At 59.6% G+C, this 18804-nt stretch carries 17 protein-coding genes and 1 pseudogene; 15 read left to right on the plus strand and 3 right to left on the minus strand.

What is annotated here, in order from left to right:
• The first annotated feature begins 11 nt into the window (after positions 1–11).
• The 7 genes from ubiJ (at position 12) to hemB (ending at position 5794) form a co-directional block, all read left to right on the plus strand.
• A complete protein-coding gene (gene ubiJ, locus AC2CGQ_RS22360) occupies positions 12–620 on the plus strand; it encodes a ubiquinone biosynthesis protein UbiJ (RefSeq protein ID WP_015376304.1) in 609 nt (202 codons plus the stop codon).
• Positions 617–2248, plus strand: a complete 1632-nt coding sequence (gene ubiB / locus AC2CGQ_RS22365) for a ubiquinone biosynthesis regulatory protein kinase UbiB (RefSeq protein WP_004934451.1) — start codon at positions 617–619, stop codon at positions 2246–2248. Before ubiJ ends, ubiB begins: the two co-directional genes overlap by 4 nt.
• Positions 2249–2328: 80 nt before the next feature.
• Entirely contained in the window at positions 2329–2592 is a 264-nt protein-coding gene (tatA, locus tag AC2CGQ_RS22370) for a Sec-independent protein translocase subunit TatA (RefSeq protein ID WP_004934452.1), read from the plus strand.
• A gap of 3 nt (positions 2593–2595) precedes the next feature.
• Entirely contained in the window at positions 2596–3147 is a 552-nt protein-coding gene (gene tatB / locus AC2CGQ_RS22375; RefSeq protein WP_021504797.1) for a Sec-independent protein translocase protein TatB, read from the plus strand.
• Positions 3148–3150: 3 nt separating this feature from the next.
• Positions 3151–3921 carry a Sec-independent protein translocase subunit TatC gene (gene tatC, locus AC2CGQ_RS22380; RefSeq protein WP_004934456.1) on the plus strand — a complete coding sequence of 257 codons (771 nt, stop codon included), beginning with the start codon at positions 3151–3153 and terminating at the stop codon, positions 3919–3921.
• A 53-nt stretch (positions 3922–3974) separates the two neighbouring features.
• On the plus strand, positions 3975–4757 hold the full coding sequence (gene tatD / locus AC2CGQ_RS22385; RefSeq protein WP_048326672.1) for a 3'-5' ssDNA/RNA exonuclease TatD: 783 nt from the start codon (positions 3975–3977) through the stop codon (positions 4755–4757).
• Between the two features lie 14 nt (positions 4758–4771).
• The gene (hemB, locus tag AC2CGQ_RS22390; RefSeq protein ID WP_004934463.1) at positions 4772–5794 is read left to right on the plus strand and encodes a porphobilinogen synthase; all 1023 of its coding nucleotides are present in this window, start codon (positions 4772–4774) and stop codon (positions 5792–5794) included.
• A 45-nt stretch (positions 5795–5839) separates the two neighbouring features.
• Here the strand turns inward: hemB and rfaH are convergent, their stop codons facing one another.
• Positions 5840–6328: a transcription/translation regulatory transformer protein RfaH gene (gene rfaH / locus AC2CGQ_RS22395; protein ID WP_004934466.1), complete on the minus strand. Its 489-nt coding sequence runs from the start codon at positions 6326–6328 to the stop codon at positions 5840–5842.
• A 244-nt stretch (positions 6329–6572) separates the two neighbouring features.
• Here rfaH and pepE point away from each other — a divergent pair.
• From pepE to fre, 3 genes and pseudogenes are all read left to right on the plus strand, one after another.
• Positions 6573–7296: pseudogene (pepE, locus tag AC2CGQ_RS22400) on the plus strand (dipeptidase PepE).
• Between the two features lie 62 nt (positions 7297–7358).
• Positions 7359–8879: a 4-hydroxy-3-polyprenylbenzoate decarboxylase gene (ubiD, locus tag AC2CGQ_RS22405; RefSeq protein ID WP_033631521.1), complete on the plus strand. Its 1521-nt coding sequence runs from the start codon at positions 7359–7361 to the stop codon at positions 8877–8879.
• Between the two features lie 50 nt (positions 8880–8929).
• Positions 8930–9631: an NAD(P)H-flavin reductase gene (gene fre / locus AC2CGQ_RS22410; protein WP_004934474.1), complete on the plus strand. Its 702-nt coding sequence runs from the start codon at positions 8930–8932 to the stop codon at positions 9629–9631.
• 172 nt (positions 9632–9803) lie between these two features.
• On the opposite strand, the gene fadA is transcribed toward fre, so the two are convergent.
• Both fadA and fadB read right to left on the minus strand, forming a co-directional pair.
• Positions 9804–10967, minus strand: a complete 1164-nt coding sequence (gene fadA / locus AC2CGQ_RS22415; RefSeq protein WP_025304928.1) for an acetyl-CoA C-acyltransferase FadA — start codon at positions 10965–10967, stop codon at positions 9804–9806.
• Positions 10968–10977: 10 nt separating this feature from the next.
• Complete coding sequence (gene fadB, locus AC2CGQ_RS22420) at positions 10978–13167, minus strand: fatty acid oxidation complex subunit alpha FadB (RefSeq protein WP_033631522.1); 2190 nt, start codon at positions 13165–13167, stop codon at positions 10978–10980.
• A 233-nt stretch (positions 13168–13400) separates the two neighbouring features.
• Between fadB and AC2CGQ_RS22425 the strand changes: the two genes are divergently transcribed.
• From AC2CGQ_RS22425 to hemG, 5 genes are all read left to right on the plus strand, one after another.
• Entirely contained in the window at positions 13401–14597 is a 1197-nt protein-coding gene (locus tag AC2CGQ_RS22425; protein WP_484593891.1) for an MFS transporter, read from the plus strand.
• Between the two features lie 112 nt (positions 14598–14709).
• A complete protein-coding gene (gene pepQ, locus AC2CGQ_RS22430) occupies positions 14710–16041 on the plus strand; it encodes a Xaa-Pro dipeptidase (protein WP_004934485.1) in 1332 nt (443 codons plus the stop codon).
• The gene (locus AC2CGQ_RS22435; protein WP_004934489.1) at positions 16041–16655 is read left to right on the plus strand and encodes an IMPACT family protein; all 615 of its coding nucleotides are present in this window, start codon (positions 16041–16043) and stop codon (positions 16653–16655) included. Before pepQ ends, AC2CGQ_RS22435 begins: the two co-directional genes overlap by 1 nt.
• Before the next feature lie 35 nt (positions 16656–16690).
• Positions 16691–18142 carry a Trk system potassium transporter TrkH gene (gene trkH, locus AC2CGQ_RS22440; RefSeq protein ID WP_004934492.1) on the plus strand — a complete coding sequence of 484 codons (1452 nt, stop codon included), beginning with the start codon at positions 16691–16693 and terminating at the stop codon, positions 18140–18142.
• A gap of 21 nt (positions 18143–18163) precedes the next feature.
• On the plus strand, positions 18164–18697 hold the full coding sequence (hemG, locus tag AC2CGQ_RS22445) for a menaquinone-dependent protoporphyrinogen IX dehydrogenase (RefSeq protein WP_004934493.1): 534 nt from the start codon (positions 18164–18166) through the stop codon (positions 18695–18697).
• The last annotated feature ends 107 nt before the right edge of the window (positions 18698–18804 follow it).

The following is an 18804-nucleotide window of genomic DNA, read 5'->3' on the forward strand; positions in this document are numbered from 1 at the left end:
GGGAGATGCCGATGCTGTTTACCCCTCTGCTGACCGGTGCGCTGGAAACCTCGCTGAATAACCTGCTGTTTCGCGATCGCAGCATGAAAGCCGCCCGCCAACGCCTGGCGGGCAAGGTGCTGCGCATCGAACTGGAAGAGTTGGCTTCGCCGCTGGTGCTGGTGTTCAGCGAACTGCGCGTGGATGTGCTGGGGCAGTCTGAAGACAGCGCCGATTGCACCGTGCGTAGCCGCATTCCCTCCTTGCTGAAGCTGCGCGATCGCCAGCAGTTGCCGGTGCTGATGCGCAGCGGCGAATTGACGGTGGAAGGCGATATTCAGGTGGTGCAACAGCTGGTTGGCCTGCTCGATCTGGCGGAGTGGGATCCGGCGGAGTGGCTGGCGCCCTACATCGGCGATATCGCCGCCCAAGGCATTACACAGGCGCTGGGAAAAGGCGCCTCGCTGCTGAAAGCCGGCTTTATGCGCCGGCAGCAAGACATGGCTGAGGCGTTGACAGAAGAGTGGCGCCTGGCGCCGGGGCCGCTGGAAGTGGTGTGGTTCAACGAAGAAGTTGACGCACTCGCCCGCAGCGCGGAAGCGCTGATTGCCCGCATGGACAAGTTGGAGGGCAAGCGATGACCCCAGGCGAACTGCGCCGTTTGTATTTTATCGTCCGCGTTTTTCTCAGCTACGGGCTGGACGAGCTGATCCCTAAAATGCGGTTGACGCTGCCGCTGCGCTTTGGCCGCCGGCTGCTGTTCTGGATGCCGAATCGGCACAAGGACAAACCGCTGGGTGAACGTCTGCGGCTGGCGCTGCAGGAACTGGGGCCGGTCTGGATCAAGTTCGGCCAAATGATGTCGACCCGTCGCGATCTGTTTCCGCCGCACATTGCCGATCAGCTGACGCTGCTGCAGGATCGGGTGGCGCCTTTCGATGGCGCGTTGGCGCGTAAGCATATCGAGCTGGCGATGGGCGGCCCGCTGGAGACCTGGTTCGATGACTTCGATCAGCAGCCGCTGGCCTCTGCCTCGATCGCGCAGGTGCATACCGCGCGGTTGAAAACCACCGGCCAGGAAGTGGTGCTGAAGGTGATCCGGCCGGATATCGGGCCGATCATCAAGGCCGACGTGCGTCTGATGTACCGGTTGGCAGGCTGGGTGCCGAAGCTGTTGCCGGACGGCCGCCGTCTGCGCCCGCGCGAAGTGGTACGCGAGTATGAGAAAACTCTACTGGACGAATTGAACCTGCTGCGCGAAGCGGCTAACGCCATTCAGCTGCGCCGCAATTTCGACGGCAGCCCAATGCTGTACGTACCGGAAGTTTATTCCGACTACTGCCGCGAAAGCGTATTGGTGATGGAGCGCATTTACGGCATTCCGGTCTCGGACATCGCCACGCTGGAACAGCAGGGCACCAACATGAAACTGTTGGCGGAACGCGGCGTCCAGGTGTTCTTTACCCAGGTCTTCCGCGACAGCTTCTTCCATGCGGACATGCATCCCGGTAATATTTTCGTCAGCTACGAACATCCGGAAGATCCTTGCTACATCGGCATCGACTGCGGCATCGTCGGTTCGCTGAACAAGGATGATAAACGCTACCTGGCGGAAAATTTCATCGCCTTCTTCAACCGTGATTACCGCAAGGTGGCGGAACTGCACGTCGACTCCGGGTGGGTGCCGCGCGACACCAACGTGGAAGACTTCGAATTCGCCATCCGCACCGTGTGCGAGCCGATTTTCGAGAAGCCGCTGGCGGAGATTTCCTTCGGCAACGTGCTGCTGAACCTGTTCAACACCGCGCGACGCTTCAATATGGAAGTGCAGCCGCAGCTGGTGTTATTGCAGAAGACCTTGCTGTATGTTGAAGGACTGGGGCGTCAGCTCTATCCGCAGCTGGATCTGTGGACCACCGCCAAGCCGTTCCTCGAGAGCTGGCTGCGCGATCAGGTCGGCATTCCCGCCGTGGTGCGTGCGCTGAAAGAGAAAGCGCCGTTCTGGGCGGAGAAGCTGCCGGAACTGCCCGAGCTGTTTTACGATAGCTTGCAGCAGCATAAACTGTTGCAACAAAGCGTTGATAAGCTGACCAACCAGATGCAGGCTCAGCGGGTTCGTCAGGGGCAGTCACGTTATTTGTTCGGCGTTGGCGCTACACTGTTGGTAAGCGGCACGCTGTTGCTGCTGGGGCAAATCGAGGTGTTTCCCGCCTGGATGATGGCCGCCGGCATCGTATGCTGGGTGATTGGCTGGAAGCGAACCACCTGATTTAATTCGTTACTCTGGTAAAGTCGGCTCTATAATGCGGGCTGGCTTTAAAAGACCCTTTAAAATTAGAGGTAATTAAAATGGGCGGTATTAGTATTACGCAATTGTTGATCATCGCAGTGATCGTGGTGCTGTTGTTCGGTACCAAAAAACTGCGCACGCTGGGCTCCGATCTCGGCGCCTCGATCAAGGGCTTCAAGAAGGCGATCGGCGACGATACGCCGTCGACCCCCAACACGGCTGAGAAAAGCAGCCTGGATGACGCTGACTTCTCGGCCAAGCCTATTACCGATAAGCAGCCGGAAGTGAAACCGGAAGAGTCGAAGAACAAAGAGCAGGTATAAACCGTGTTTGACATTGGGTTTAGTGAGCTGCTGCTGGTGCTGGTGATCGGCCTGGTTGTTCTGGGGCCGGAACGCTTGCCGGTCGCGGTCAGAACGGTATCGGGCTGGATCCGCGCGCTGCGCTCGCTGGCGGCCTCGGTGCAGCACGAACTGTCTCAGGAGCTGAAGCTGCAGGAGCTGCAGGACAGCCTGAAAAAAGCGGAACAGGCCGGCCTGCAGAACCTGACGCCGGAACTGAAGGCGTCGATGGATGAGCTGAAAGACGCGGCGGAATCATTGAAACGCACCTACCAGGGCGAGAAAGAAGAGCTGGCGAACACCATTCATAACCCGCAGATCACCGATCCGGAAGCCTTGCACGACGGCGTGACGCCGGCGGAAGCGGCAACCCGCGCCAGTGCGCCCGCCGCCGCGCCAAAACCGGCAGCGGAACCTGAAGCCGTCGCGCCGGTGGCGGCGCAACCGGCTAAAGCGCCGGCGGAAACCGCGCCGGCACCTGTCGAACCTGTTGCGGATAAAACCCCAGCGTCTCACCAACCTAGTGGCGATCGTTAATACATGGCTGTTGAAGATACCCAACCCCTTATCAGTCATCTGATAGAGCTGCGCAAGCGGCTGCTTAACTCGATTATTTGCGTGCTGGCGGTGTTCGTGGTGCTGGTGTTTTTCGCCAACGACATCTACCAGTTGGTCTCTGCGCCGCTGCTCAAGCAGCTGCCGGCCGGGGCGAGCATGATCGCTACCGACGTGGCGTCACCGTTCTTTACGCCGATCAAGCTGACCATGATCGTCTCGGTGTTCGTCTCCGCGCCGATGATTTTGTATCAGGTGTGGGCATTCATCGCGCCGGCGCTGTACAAGCATGAACGCCGCCTGATGATGCCGCTGCTGGTGTCCAGCAGCCTGCTGTTCTACCTCGGCATGGCTTTCGCCTACTTCATCGTGTTCCCGCTGGCCTTCGGCTTCTTTGCCAAGACCGCGCCGATGGGGGTGACCATTGCCACCGACATCAAAAACTACCTCGATTTCGTCATGGCGCTGTTTATGGCGTTCGGTGTCGCCTTCGAAGTGCCGGTCGCTATCATTCTGCTGTGCTGGAGTGGCGTCACCTCGCCGGAAGATCTGAAGAAGAAACGGCCGTATGTGTTGGTCGGCGCGTTTGTGGTCGGCATGCTGTTGACGCCGCCGGACGTGTTCTCGCAAACCCTGTTGGCAATACCGATGTACCTGCTGTTTGAAGTGGGGGTGTTCTTCGCTCGCTTCTATACCGGCAAACGTCGTCCACAGGCGGAAGAAGAAGACGAGGGTGACGAACCGCCAGCCCCTTGATCCATCTTGATTGCTAAGCCGCCCATTGGGCGGCTTTTGCTTTGGAAAAAACCATGTTTGATATCGGCGTTAACCTCACCAGCAGCCAATTCGCCAAAGACCGCCAGGCGGTAGTGGAGCGCGCCCGCGCGGCGGGCGTTACCGGGATATTGATTACCGGCACCGATCTGGCAGAGAGCCGCGAAGCGGCGGAATTGGCGCAGCAACATGCGGGCTACGGTTGGTCTACCGCCGGTGTGCATCCGCATTACGCCAGCGGTTGGGATGAACAGACCGCCGAGCAGATTTATGCGTTAGCCGTACGCCCTGAAGTGGCGGCGATCGGCGAATGCGGCCTGGATTTCAATCGCAATTTCTCGACGCCCGTACAGCAGGAAGCGGCGTTCACCGCGCAGCTGGCGCTGGCGGCGGAGTTGGCGCTGCCGGTGTTTCTTCATTGCCGCGACGCACACGCACGTTTTGCCGAGCTACTGACGCCGTGGTTGGATAAACTGCCCGCGGCCGTGGTGCACTGCTTCACCGGCACCGCCGAAGAATTAACAAGCTGCCTGTCGCTGGGTCTGTCGATCGGGATCACCGGTTGGGTCTGCGACGAGCGGCGCGGCTTGGAATTGCGCGCCCTGTTGCCGCAGATCCCGGCCGAGCGTTTGCTGCTGGAAACGGACGCCCCTTATCTGTTGCCCCGGGATTTACAGCCTAAACCCGCATCTCGCCGCAACGAACCCTGTTTCCTGCCCCATATCGTGCAGCAGGTCGCCGTCTGGCGACAGGAAGAGCCGCAATGGCTGGGGCAAAAAACCGATGAGAACGCCCGCCGGCTATTCCGGCTGGTTTGAGCTAGGAGAAAACTATGAGCTATGCATTTCCGGGCACCTTCCCTGGTCGCCGTATGCGCCGCGTGCGCCGTCACGACTTCAGCCGCCGCCTGGTGGCCGAGAACCAACTGACGGTCAACGACCTGATTTATCCGGTGTTTGTCATGGAAGGCAGCAACCGCCAGGAAGAAGTGGCCTCGATGCCGGGCGTATCGCGCATGACGATCGATCTGCTGGTGAAGGAAGCGGAAACCATCGCCAAACTTGGCGTGCCGGTGATTTCCCTGTTCCCGGTAATTGAACCGAGCCTGAAATCGCTGCATGCGGAAGAAGCCTATAACCCAGAAGGGTTGGTACAGCGCACGGTGCGCGCGCTGAAAGACGCGGTGCCTGAGCTGGGCATTCTGACCGACGTGGCGCTCGATCCCTACACCACGCATGGGCAGGACGGGGTGATCGATGAGCAGGGTTATGTGATTAACGACGTGACCAAAGACATTCTGGTGCGTCAGGCGCTGTCCCATGCCGAAGCGGGCGCGGAAATCGTGGCGCCGAGCGACATGATGGACGGCCGCATCGGGGCGATCCGCGATCGTCTGGAATTGCAGGGCCTGGTGAATACCCAAATCATGGCTTACTCCGCCAAGTATGCTTCCTGCTACTACGGCCCGTTCCGCGATGCGTTGGGCTCCAGCGGCAACCTGAAGGGCGGCAACAAGAAGACCTATCAGATGGATCCAGCCAACAGCGACGAAGCGCTGCAGGAGATTGCGCAGGATCTGCAGGAAGGTGCGGACATGGTGATGGTGAAACCGGGCATGCCGTACCTCGACGTCGTGCGCCGCGTGAAGGATACCTTCGGTGTGCCAACCTTCGCTTATCAGGTGTCCGGCGAGTACGCCATGCATATGGCGGCGATTCAGAACGGCTGGCTGCAGGAGCAACCTGCGGTGATGGAATCGTTGATGTGCTTCAAACGCGCCGGCGCCGACGGCGTGCTGACCTACTTCGCCAAGCGTGTCGCCCAGTGGCTGCACGACGATGCGATGCGTCGCTAAGCGCAAAATGAGCCAACAAAAAGGCGCCTGAGGGCGCCTTTTGCATTACATCTTCTGGAACTGTCGGTTGTCGATGCTTTGACTGACCTGCTTGTTGATCAGGTTCAGCAACAACATGGAACGCGCCTCGCCGTCCGGTTCGGTGTAGATCGCCTGCAGCCCTTCGAACACGCCGTCGACGATCAGAACGGTATCCCCTGGCTGTGGGGTTTCCGGATCGACATAGGTTTCGCTGGCGTGCGTGCGCAGCTCATCGATCACCTTGCTCGGGATGACGCTCGGCAACGCGCCGAAACGCACGAAGTGGCTGACGCCACGGGTGGCGCTGATGGTGGTGGTGTGAATGCGCTCCGGGTCGAACTCCACAAACAGATAGTTGGGAAACAGGGGTTCGCTGACCGCGATGCGCTTACCACGCACGATCTTTTCCAGCGTGATGATCGGGCTGAGGCAGTTTACCTGCTGCCGTTCCAGATGTTCCTGCGCCCGCAACAGCTGACCGCGTTTGCAATAAAGTAGATACCAGGATTCCATAGTTTCACATGCCTTTCTGCCAGCCGGTAAGCATATCAAAAGCTATTCCGGATACATAGTGATGCAAGTTTCAGCGTGTAACATCACCTATCTCTATGAATCTGCGGCTATTAGCGAGGGGTCACACACTTATCGATACGGCGCTGGTATAACAGAGGGCTAAAAATTTGTTACCGTCACAGTATGGCAGGCGTTGCGCCGCTGGCTGTGACGCTATTCATCGTTTTGACCGAGAGGGAAAGAAATGGAGCTGTTTCTGTTGAGCAACGGCAAGCTGTCTGGCGAAGCCGAGCTGCTGGGGTACGCCAAAAGCCAACTGCTGGCGATGATTGCGCGTCGCGGCATCAAATCCGCCGTCTTTATCCCTTACGCCCTGATCCGTTACGACTACGACCAGCGTGCGCAGGAGCTGGCGCAAACGCTGGGCATTGAAGTCACCAGCATCCATCACGCGGCTTCGCCGGCGGCGGCGATCGCGCAGGCGGAGTGCATTTTGGTCAGCGGCGGCAATACCTGGTTGCTGAACCAAATGCTGCACGAACAAGGCCTGATCGTGCCCATCCAGCGCGCGGTGCGCGAGCGTGAAGTGCCTTACGTCGGCTGGAGCGCCGGCTGCAACGTGGCCACGCCGAGCATTCGCACCACCAATGACATGCCGGTGCGCTGCAGCGTGGTGCTGCCGGCGCTGGGGCTGTTCCCGGTGCATCAACCCGCACTACATCGACGCACATATCAGCGGCCACATGGGCGAAACCCGTGACGAGCGCCTGGCGGAGTTCTGCGCGGTCAATCCAAGCGAGTCGGTGGTGGCGCTGCGTGAAGGTAGCCTGCTGCACGTTGAAGGCAATGCGCTGCGTTACTTCAGCGCTAACGGGCAGGGCTTCAAGGTGTTCCGCCACGGTGAGGAGACGCGTGAATATCAGGATACGCGCGCGCTGGCTGCGCTGGTGCCGTTCAACTGCGGCTGAGGGCCACCCGGCGGCGGGCGGCGTTAACAAAATTGCAGCAACAACCGTGAAGAGGGCTTATAATGCCCTCCCCACTGGCCGTTATAATGATCAGCATGAAATACCGTGACTTACGCGATTTCCTCTCGTTGCTGGAGAAGAGAGGGGAACTAAAACGCATCAGCCAGCCGATCGATCCTTACCTGGAAATGACGGAGATTGCCGATCGCACCCTGCGAGCGGGCGGTCCGGCACTGCTGTTTGAAAACCCGAAAGGGTATGACATGCCGGTGCTCTGTAACCTGTTCGGCACCGCCAATCGCGTGGCGATGGGCATGGGGCAGGAAGACATCAGCGCGCTGCGCGAAGTCGGCAAACTGCTGGCGTTCCTCAAAGAACCGGAGCCGCCGAAAGGCTTCCGCGATCTGTTCGACAAAATGCCAAAGTTCAAGCAGGTGCTGAACATGCCGACCAAGGTGCTGGGATCCGCGCCTTGTCAGGAGCAGGTATGGCAGGGCGACGATGTCGATCTGGGCCGTATTCCGGTGATGCACTGCTGGCCGGAAGACGCCGCGCCGCTGATCACCTGGGGGCTGACGGTGACCCGCGGCCCGCATAAGGAACGGCAAAACCTCGGCATCTATCGCCAGCAGGTGCTGGGCAAGAACAAAGTGATCATGCGCTGGCTGTCGCATCGCGGCGGCGCGCTGGATTATCAGGAGTGGTGCCAGGCGCACCCGGGTGAGCGTTTCCCGGTCGCGGTGGCGCTGGGCGCCGATCCCGCTACCATCCTCGGTGCGGTCACGCCGGTGCCGGATACCCTGTCTGAATACGCCTTTGCCGGGCTGCTGCGCGGCAATAAAACCGAAGTGGTCAAGTGCATTTCCAACGATCTGGAAGTGCCCGCCAGCGCCGAAATCGTGCTTGAAGGCTATATCGAGCCGGGTGAAATGGCGCCGGAAGGCCCCTACGGCGACCACACCGGTTACTACAATGAAATCGACCAGTTCCCGGTGTTCACCGTTACTCACATCACCCAGCGCCGCAACGCGATCTACCACTCGACCTACACCGGCCGCCCGCCGGATGAGCCGGCGATCCTGGGCGTGGCGCTGAATGAAGTGTTCGTGCCGATCCTGCAAAAGCAGTTCCCGGAAATCGTTGATTTCTATCTGCCGCCGGAAGGGTGCTCGTACCGCCTGGCGGTAGTGACCATGAAAAAACAGTACGCCGGCCACGCTAAACGCGTGATGATGGGCGTCTGGTCGTTCCTGCGGCAGTTTATGTACACCAAATTTGTTATCGTCTGTGATGATGACGTCAATGCGCGCGACTGGAACGACGTGATTTGGGCGATCACCACACGAATGGATCCGGCAAGGGATACCGTTCTGGTGGAGAATACGCCGATCGACTATCTGGACTTCGCCTCGCCGGTTTCCGGCCTGGGTTCGAAGATGGGGCTGGACGCCACCAATAAATGGCCGGGTGAAACCGATCGCGAATGGGGCCGTCCGATTCAGATGGATGAAAAGGTACGTGCGCGCGTCGACGAAATCTGGGATGAGCTCGCAATCTTCAGTGACAGGGAACCGACGTTATAGCGTCAGGCCCTGTTCTCAGCTTTGCATTGATGACCCGACAGAGGGAACGCATGACAATATTGAGCTGTAAAGTGACCTCGGTAGAGGCCATTACCGATACGGTTTATCGGGTACGTCTGGTGCCCGAACAGCCGTTTTCTTTCAAGGCAGGGCAATATCTGATGGTGGTGATGGATGAGCGCGACAAGCGTCCGTTCTCACTGGCATCAACCCCGACGCAGCAAGATTACATCGAGCTGCATATCGGCGCTTCGGAGCTGAATCTGTACGCCATGGCGGTGATGGATCGCATCCTGAAAGAGCAGGCGATCACCGTTGACGTGCCGCATGGCGACGCCTGGCTGCGGGAAGAGGGCAGCCGTCCGCTGGTGCTGATCGCCGGCGGCACCGGTTTCTCTTACGCGCGTTCAATCCTGTTGACCGCGCTGGAGCAGCAGCCGGATCGCGACATTTCAATCTACTGGGGCGGACGTGAGCTGAAGCACCTGTACGATTTGAGCGAGCTGGAAGCGCTGTCGTTGCAGCATCCGAATCTGAAGGTGATCCCGGTGGTCGAGCAGCCGGAGGCTGAATGGCGTGGCCGCAGCGGCACCGTGCTTAGCGCGGTGCTGCAGGATTTCGGCACGCTGGCGGAGCATGACATTTACATCGCCGGGCGTTTCGAGATGGCGAAAATCGCCCGCGAGCGTTTCTGCGCCGAGCGCGGCGCGCTGGAAGCGCATATGTTTGGCGATGCGTTTTCGTTTATCTGACAGAGGCGATGCGCAGTGAACGGGGTGGCCGAGGGTCGCCCCGTTTTTATTTGGGCGTCGGCTAACTTCAGGCATAAAAAACCCGCCCCTGACAGGCGGGAAGAACGGCAACTAAACTTGGCGGGATGCCGCGATTTGAAGTGGTGACGCGGTCATCCCAAGATAGACACAGCTAAACGCGTTCAAACACGGTGGCGATGCCCTGGCCCAGGCCGATGCACATGGTCGCCAGGCCGAACTGCGCGTCGCGACGTTCCATGTTGTTCAACAGGGTGGTCGAGATGCGGGAGCCTGAACAGCCCAGCGGGTGGCCGAGCGCGATGGCACCGCCGTTCAGGTTAATCTTGTCGTCGATGCTGTCCATCAGCCCCAGATCCTTGATGCACGGCAGAGACTGGGCGGCGAACGCTTCGTTCAGCTCGAACAGATCGATGTCCTGCACGCTCAGACCGGCGCGTTTCAGCGCCAGCTTGCTGGCCGGCACCGGGCCGTAGCCCATGATGGAAGGATCGCAGCCGACGACCGCCATCGAGCGGATGCGGGCGCGGGCCTTCAAACCGAGCGCTTTGGCGCGCGATTCGCTCATCAGCAGCATGGCGGAAGCGCCGTCCGACAGGGCGGAGGAGCTGCCGGCGGTGACGGTGCCGTTGACCGGATCGAACGCCGGGCGCAGGGCCGACAGGCTTTCGACGGTGGTCTCCGGGCGAATGACTTCATCGAAATCGTAACGGGTCAGCACGCCGTCGGCGTCGTGGCCGTTGGTCGGTATGATCTCGTTTTTGAAGTAACCCGCCAGCGTCGCCGCATGTGCGCGCTGGTGAGAGCGGGCGGCAAATTCATCCTGCATCTGGCGACTGATGTTGTGCATCTTGGCCAGCATTTCGGCGGTCAGCCCCATCATCCCGGCGGCTTTGGCCACGCTGCGGCTCAGGCCCGGATGGAAATCCACGCCGTGATTCATCGGCACATGGCCCATGTGTTCCACGCCGCCGATCAGGCTGACGTGCGCGTCGCCCACCATGATGGCGCGCGCCGCGTCGTGCAGCGCCTGCATCGAAGAACCGCACAGGCGGTTGACGGTCACCGCCGGCACGCGGTGCGGGATCTCGGCCAGCAGCGCGGCGTTGCGGGCGATGTTGAAGCCTTGTTCCAGCGTCTGCTGCACGCAGCCCCAGTAAATGTCATCAATCTCGGCGGCGTCCAGCGCCGGGTTGCGGCTCAGCACTTCACGCATCAGGTGAGCGGAGAGATCTTCGGCGCGTACCTGGCGGAAGGCGCCGCCCTTGGAGCGGCCCATCGGCGTGCGTACGGCATCAACAATAACTACGTTTTCCATCTTTATGACCTCATGCCGGTTGGCGGGTAGCGACGTCGGACAGCGGTGTCGCCACCGGGTAGTAGCTTTCATTGCGTTCGGCCTTGGCGCGCAGACCGGCCGGCACCTGGTACAGGGCGCCGAGGTGTGCGTAACGCTGGGCCAGCTCAACGTAGTTGGCGGTGCCGAGCGTATCCAGGTAGCGGAACGCGCCGCCGTGGAACGGAGGGAAACCGATGCCGTAGACCAACGCCATATCGGCTTCGGCCGGGCTGGCGACGATCTTTTCTTCCAGGCAACGCACCACTTCGTTGATCATCGGGATCATCATGCGCGCGATGATTTCTTCGTCGCTGATGGTCTGGCGCGGTTGGCTCACTTCGGCCAGCAGCGCATCGGTTTGCTCATCGTTGTCCTTGCGCGGCTTGCCTTTGCTGTCCTGGCTGTAGCGGTAGAAGCCCAGTTGATTTTTCTGACCGAAGCGCTGGTTGTCGAACATCACGTCAATGGCGTCACGGTAGTCTTTGCTCATGCGATCCGGGAAACCGGCGGCCATCACGGCCTGCGCGTGGTGCGCGGTGTCGATGCCCACGACGTCGAGCAGGTAGGCCGGGCCCATCGGCCAGCCGAACTGTTTTTCCATCACTTTATCGATTTGACGGAAGTCGGCGCCGTCGCGCAGCAGCAGGCTGAAGCCGGCGAAGTACGGGAACAGCACGCGGTTGACGAAGAAGCCCGGGCAATCGTTCACCACGATCGGCGTTTTGCCCATGCGGCTGGCGTAGGCCACCACTTTGGCGATGGTGTCATCGCTGGTCTGTTCGCCGCGGATGATTTCAACCAGCGGCATGCGGTGCACCGGGTTAAAGAAGTGCATGCCGCAGAAGTTTTGCGGGCGCTTCAGCGATTTTGCCAGGTGATTAATCGGAATGGTCGAGGTGTTCGACGCCAGAACGGTGTCTTCACCGATCAGGCCTTCCACTTCCGACAGCACGGCGGCTTTGACTTTCGGATTCTCGACGACCGCCTCAACGATCACCTGCGCGCGCTCGATGCCGGCGTAGTCCAGCGTCGGCTGAATGGTCGACAGCACCTGCGCCATTTTCAGGCCATCCAGCTTGCCGCGCTCCAGCTGCTTGTTGAGCAGCTTGGCCGCTTCGCTCATGCCCAGCGTCAGCGACTTGTCGCTGATGTCTTTCATGATCACCGGTACGCCTTTCAGCGCCGATTGGTAGGCGATGCCGCCGCCCATGATGCCGGCGCCCAGCACCGCCGCCTGTTTTGGCGCATCCACATTCTTGGCCAGCTTTTTCGCCTGGCCCTTCACGAACTGATCGTTAAGGAAGATGCCGACCAGCGCGCGCGCTTCGTTGGAGCGGGCCAACGGCACGAAGCTGGCGGTTTCCAGTTTCAGCGCTTCATCGCGACCCAGCTTGGCGGCGGCTTCAATGGTCTTCACCGCGGTCATCGGCGCCGGGTAATGTTTACCGGCGGTCTGCAGCACCATGCCTTTGGCGGTGGTGAAGCTCATCGCCGCTTCAATCGGGCTGAGTTTCAGCGGCTCCAGCTTAGGTTGACGCGCGGCGCGCCAGTCCAGCTTGCCGTCGATCGCCTGTTGCAGCATGTTGAGCGCCGCTTCGGCCAGTTTTTCCGGCGCCACTACCGCATCGACCAGGCCGACTTTCAACGCGTCTTTGGCGCTGACGTCTTTGCCGGCGGCGATGATTTCCAGCGCGCTGTCGTTACCCAGCAGGCGTGGCAGACGGACGGAACCGCCGAAGCCCGGCATGATGCCCAATTTGGTTTCCGGCAGGCCGATGCGCGCGTCCGGCGAGGCGACGCGGAAATCGGTCGCCAGAATGCATTCGCAACCGCCGCCGAGCGCATAGCCGTTAATGGCCGAAATGGTCGGTACCGGCAAATCTTCCAGCCGGTTAAAGACGTTGTTGGCGAATACCAGCCACTCGTGCAGCTTTTCAGCCGGTGCGGCAAACAGAGAAAGGAATTCGGTGATATCGGCGCCGACGATAAATGCGGCTTTGGTGGAGCGCAGCAGCAGCCCCTTGAGCTCAGGCTGGTTTTCCAGCACGGTGAGCGCCTCGCCCAGGCTGGCGACGGTGCGGGTGTCCAGCTTGTTGACCGAGCCTGATGCGTTGAACACCAGCTCGGCAATGCCGTTATCGAGCCAGTGCAGTTGTAATGTTTCGCCTTGGTAGAGCATGTCTATCTCCTGAATCAGCGTATGATCTGGTATGACCAGATGAAGAGGAGTGTGGTTTTTATGTTAAAAATATGCAAATGAGAGATTGCATATTTGCCGGTCTGATCACATCTCACCAAGTTAGTGTTTTGATTTAAAACGGAGTTATATTTTATGTGCTATCGGCATTTGCTGGTGGTTGTCGGCCCTCATACACTTGCCTGCAGCGATTGATCATTCAGACGAGGTAAGGCATGACTAAGGCGGCTTGTGCCAAACGCAGCGGCTTATGGAGCATTCCCGCCAGAACCATGACGCTGGCGTGTCTGTTGGTGTTTATGGCGCAGATGGCGACGACCGTGTATCTGCCTTCGCTGCCGACGGTGATGCGCGAGCTGGCGATGAGCCGGCGCGCCACCGAGCTGTCCATTTCGATCTTCGTCATCGGCGCTGCCTTGCCGGTGCTGTTCTGGGGCGCGGCGGCCGATCGCTTTGGCCGCCGAGTGCCGCTGACGCTTTCCCTGTTTCTTTTCATTGGCTGCAGCGGGCTGTTGGCGCTGTGCAGCAACGGTACCCAACTGCTGGCGCTGCGTGCGCTGCAGGGCGTCGGCGCCGGCGGTGCGGCGATCATTGCGCGTATCATCGTGCGGGATAACTGGAGCGGTGACGAGTTGGCGCGTCGGTTATCGGTGCTCTCCATCGCTTTTATCACCGCGCTGGGCGGGGGGCAGTTTATCGGCGGCCTGCTCAGCCAATATTCGCACTGGCAGATGGGCTTCGTCCTGATGGGCGCCACCGGTTTGGCCATTCTGGCGCTGATGGTGACGCTGCCGCTTGAGGCGGGGCGCGCACGTGAGCCACGCCCAGCGATGGCGGCCACCTATTTCGCCATTCTGCGGCGGCCGGGGTTCTTCTGGCCGGCCTGCGTCGGCGGATTGGGCTTCGCCACCACGGTGACATTGCAGGAGGTGAGCCCGTTCGTCATGCAGCAGGGTTTTGGTCTCAACGTTACGGCGTTCGGTGCCCTGGGGCTGGTGATCGGCGTCGCCTACTTCAGCGGGGCGCTGACGGTGAACCGCACGGTGGCGCGTGTCGGTGGGAAAAAACTGATGCAAACCGGCAGCGGTATCGTGGCTCTGGCGACGGCGGCGATCCTGCTGTTGTGGTGGAGCGGCATTCTGGCCGGCCTTTCCGGTATGACGCTGTTCATCGCGCTGTATTGCCTGACCATTTTTGGCCAGGCGGTGTTATTTCCCAACAGCATGGCGATGGCGGTCAGCGACGCCAAAGAGTACGGCGCCTATGCGATGGCGCTGTGCGGCTTTCTGCAGCAGTGTCTGGCGGGCGTTGCCGCGGCTGGCGCGGTGTTGTTGGAGCACCATGGCCTGTGGGCGCTGGCGATAGCGTTGCTCGGCCTGGCCGGCTGGCTAATGGTTAAACTGCGGATGTAACGGCATTTGCAGGGAATTGCGAGCTGCTCCGCATGCCCAACGCGATAAGGTTGGTGCGCCGGAGCGCTGTGTTAAGATGACTTCTTTCGTGCTAAGGCATAAGGGTACTGTGATGGAAACGCTGGCTTCTTTGTATAACGACCACCTGGCAGAGCTGCAAAAACGCGCGCGCGAAGTGCTGGAGCGCAACAAGTTGGATGCGCTGCTGATTCACTCCGGTGAGCTGCAAAAGGTATTTTTGGACGACCATAGCTATCCGTTCAAAGTGAACGCGCATTTCAAAGCCTGGGTGCCGGTGACGTCGGTGCCGAACTGCTGGTTGTGGATCGACGGTGTCAATAAGCCTAAGCTGTGGTTCTACTCCCCGGTCGACTACTGGCACAGCGTAGAGCCGCTGCCGGACAGTTTCTGGACCAAATCCCTTGAATTGATGCCGTTGGCCAACGCCGACGCCATCGCCCAGCAGCTTCCGCCGCAGCGCGAGCGCGTGGGCTATATCGGTTATGCGCAACAGCGCGCACGCGATCTCGGTATTTCTTCTGAAAACATCAACCCGAAAGCGGTGTTGAACTACCTGGATTTCCACCGTTCTATCAAAACCGGCTACGAGCTGGCCTGCATGCGCGAAGCGCAGAAGACGGCGGTAACCGGCCATCGTGCGGCGCATGAGGCGTTCCTCTCCGGCATGAGCGAGTTCGACATCAACCTGGCCTACCTGACGGCGACAGGCCACCGCGATACCGACGTGCCTTACGACAACATCGTAGCGCTGAACGAACACGCTTCGGTATTGCACTACACCAAGCTGGATCATCAGCCGCCGGCCGAACCCCTGAGTTTCCTGATCGACGCCGGCGCGGAATATAACGGCTATGCCGCCGATCTGACCCGCACCTACGCGGCGCAAAGCGGCAGCGAGTTCGCCCACCTGGTGAAAGATCTCAATGGTGAACAGCTGGCGCTGATCGACACCATCAAGCCCGGCGTGCGCTATACCGACTACCATGTGCAAATGCATCAGCGCATCGCCAAGCTGCTCAAGAATCACAAGTTGGTGAACGGCCTCAGCGAAGAGGCGATGGTTGAAACGGGTATTACCACGCCGTTCCTGCCGCACGGGCTGGGCCATCCGCTGGGCCTTCAGGTGCACGACGCCGCCGGCTTTATGCAGGACGAACAAGGCACCCATCTGCCGGCGCCGTCCAAGTATCCATTCCTGCGTTGCACCCGCGTGTTGCAGCCGGGCATGGTGTTGACCATCGAGCCAGGTCTGTACTTCATCGAGTCTCTGTTGGCACCGTGGCGCAGCGGTGAATTCAAGCAGCACTTCGCCTGGGATCGCATCGATGCGCTGAAGCCGTATGGCGGCATCCGTATCGAAGACAACATCGTGATCCACGAAAAGCGCATCGAGAACATGACGCGCGATCTGAACCTGGCCTGATGCGGCCTTACCCGATACCGGCGGAAGCCACCTGCTTTACCGAAGAAATAAAGAAGAGCCGTTTTATCACCCTGCTGGCGCCGACCAGCGGGGTAGAAGCGGCAAAGGCGTTTATTCAGCAGGTGCGGGATGAGCATCCGGCGGCGCGACACCATTGTTGGGCTTTCGTCGCCGGCAGCCCCGATGACTCGCAGCAACTGGGGTTCTCAGACGACGGAGAGCCGTCGGGCACCGCCGGCAAACCGATCCTCGCGCAGCTGATGGGGAGCGGCATCGGTGAAGTGACCGCCGTGGTCGTTCGTTACTATGGCGGCGTCAAGCTGGGCACCGGCGGGCTGGTGAAAGCCTATGGCAACGGTGTTCAACAGGCGTTGAAGCAGTTGGCGTTGGCACAAAAGGTGCCGGAAGCCGAATATATCTTGCAGTGCGACTATGCGCAGTTGGCGTTGGTGGAGAACTTGCTGCAGCAAACCGCAGGTCGGATCCTGCAGGGCGAATACGGCGCCGCCGTCGTGCTGCATCTGGCGTTGCCGGCCACCGAGGTCGAACTGTTTGGGAATAAATTGCGTGATCTCAGTCGCGGTAATTTGCAATTAACCCCCATTTCGCAATAATTCCTCCCAATTGAATTGCTAAGGATCGTGCTGAAATGCATTTTCGCGCCATAACCCGTATCGTTGGTCTGCTGGTCATCCTGTTCTCCGGGACGATGTTTATCCCCGGCCTGGTGGCATTGATTTACCGCGATGGGGCGGGGCGCGCGTTCAGCCAAACCTTCTTCGTGGCGCTGACCATCGGTCTGATGCTGTGGTGGCCGAACCGCAAACAGAAACACGAGCTGAAGCCCCGTGAAGGCTTCCTGATTGTCGTGTTGTTCTGGACCGTGCTGGGCAGCGTGGGGGCATTGCCGTTCCTGTTTTCGGAGCGCCCTAATTTGTCGCTGACCGACGCCTTCTTTGAATCCTTCTCGGGATTGACGACTACCGGCGCAACGACGCTGGTGGGGCTGGACTCGCTGCCGAAGGCCATCCTGTTCTATCGCCAAATGCTGCAATGGATGGGCGGCATGGGGATCATCGTGTTGGCGGTGGCGATACTGCCGATACTTGGCGTCGGCGGCATGCAGCTGTATCGAGCGGAAATGCCCGGGCCGCTGAAAGATAACAAGATGCGTCCACGCATCGCCGAAACAGCCAAAACCCTGTGGCTAATCTATGTGTTGCTGACCGTCGCCTGTGCGCTGGCGCTCTGGGGGGCCGGGATGTCGGTGTTCGACGCGATCGGCCACAGTTTCTCGACCATCGCCATTGGCGGGTTTTCTACCCACGACGCCAGTATCGGTTATTACGCCAGTCCGACTATCAACACCATCATCGCCGTGTTCCTGCTGATTTCCGGCTGTAACTACGGCCTGCACTTCGCTTTGCTAAGCGGCCGTAGTCTGAAGGTGTACGGGCGCGATCCTGAATTCCGCATGTTCATCTTCGTTCAGTTGACGCTGGTGGTGGTATGCACGTTGGTGCTCTGGGGACATGGCGTCTATAAGAGCGGTATGGAAACGCTCAATCAGGCGTTCTTCCAGGTGGTATCGATGGCGACCACGGCCGGTTTTACGACCGACAGCATCGCCAAGTGGCCGCTGTTCCTGCCGATGTTGTTGCTGTGCTCAGCGTTCATCGGCGGCTGCGCCGGCTCGACCGGAGGCGGCCTGAAGGTGATCCGTATTCTGCTTCTGTACCTGCAGGGCTCGCGAGAGTTGAAAAGGCTGGTGCACCCCAACGCGGTCTATACCATCAAATTGGGCAATCGCGCACTGCCGGAACGTATTCTGGAAGCGGTGTGGGGATTCTTCTCCGCCTATGCGCTGGTGTTTATCGTCAGCATGCTGGCGATCATTGCCACCGGCGTTGACGATTTTTCCGCGTTCGCCGCAGTGACGGCAACACTCAATAACCTTGGCCCCGGCCTGGGCGTGGTGGCAGATAACTTCACCACGATGCCGGCGGCGGCCAAGTGGATCCTGGTGGTGACGATGCTGTTCGGGCGCCTGGAAGTGTTTACATTGCTGGTGCTGTTCACGCCAACTTTTTGGCGTGAGTGAGCCTGATATAAGGAGTACGCCATGAAGGCATTGATACTTTATTCGAGCCGTGACGGGCAAACACGTGCTATCGCTTCTTATATAGCAAGCAAGTTGCAGGACACGCTGCGTTGTGAGGTGATTGATCTGCTGCAGGCGGAACAGGTCGACCTTAGTCAGTACCAGCAGGTGATGATCGGTGCTTCTATCCGTTACGGGCACTTTAACCCGGTGCTGGATAAATTCGTTAAGCGCCATGCCGAACAGCTGAATAGGATGCCGAGCGCCTTCTTCGCCGTGAACCTGACCGCGCGTAAACCGGAAAAGCGTTCGCCGCAAACCAACGCTTATACCCGCAAGTTCCTGCTGGCCTCGCCGTGGCAGCCAAAACAGTGCGCGGTGTTTGCCGGCGCATTGCGGTATCCGCGCTATCGTTGGTTCGACCGCATCATGATTCAATTTATTATGCGTATGACGGGCGGTGAAACGGATACCAGTAAGGAAGTGGAGTACACAGATTGGCAGCAGGTCGATCGTTTCGCCCAGGAATTTAGCCAGATCCAGTACGAAAAGTGACAAAAACGCGGGTTTGGCCAGCGTTTTGCCGAAAAAATCCGCGCTTGAAAAGTTTTTTGCAATTAGGGGTTGCGGCCTGCCGAGAACTCCCTATAATGCGCCTCCAC

The organism is Serratia sp. DFXYC6 (genome assembly GCF_057196085.1).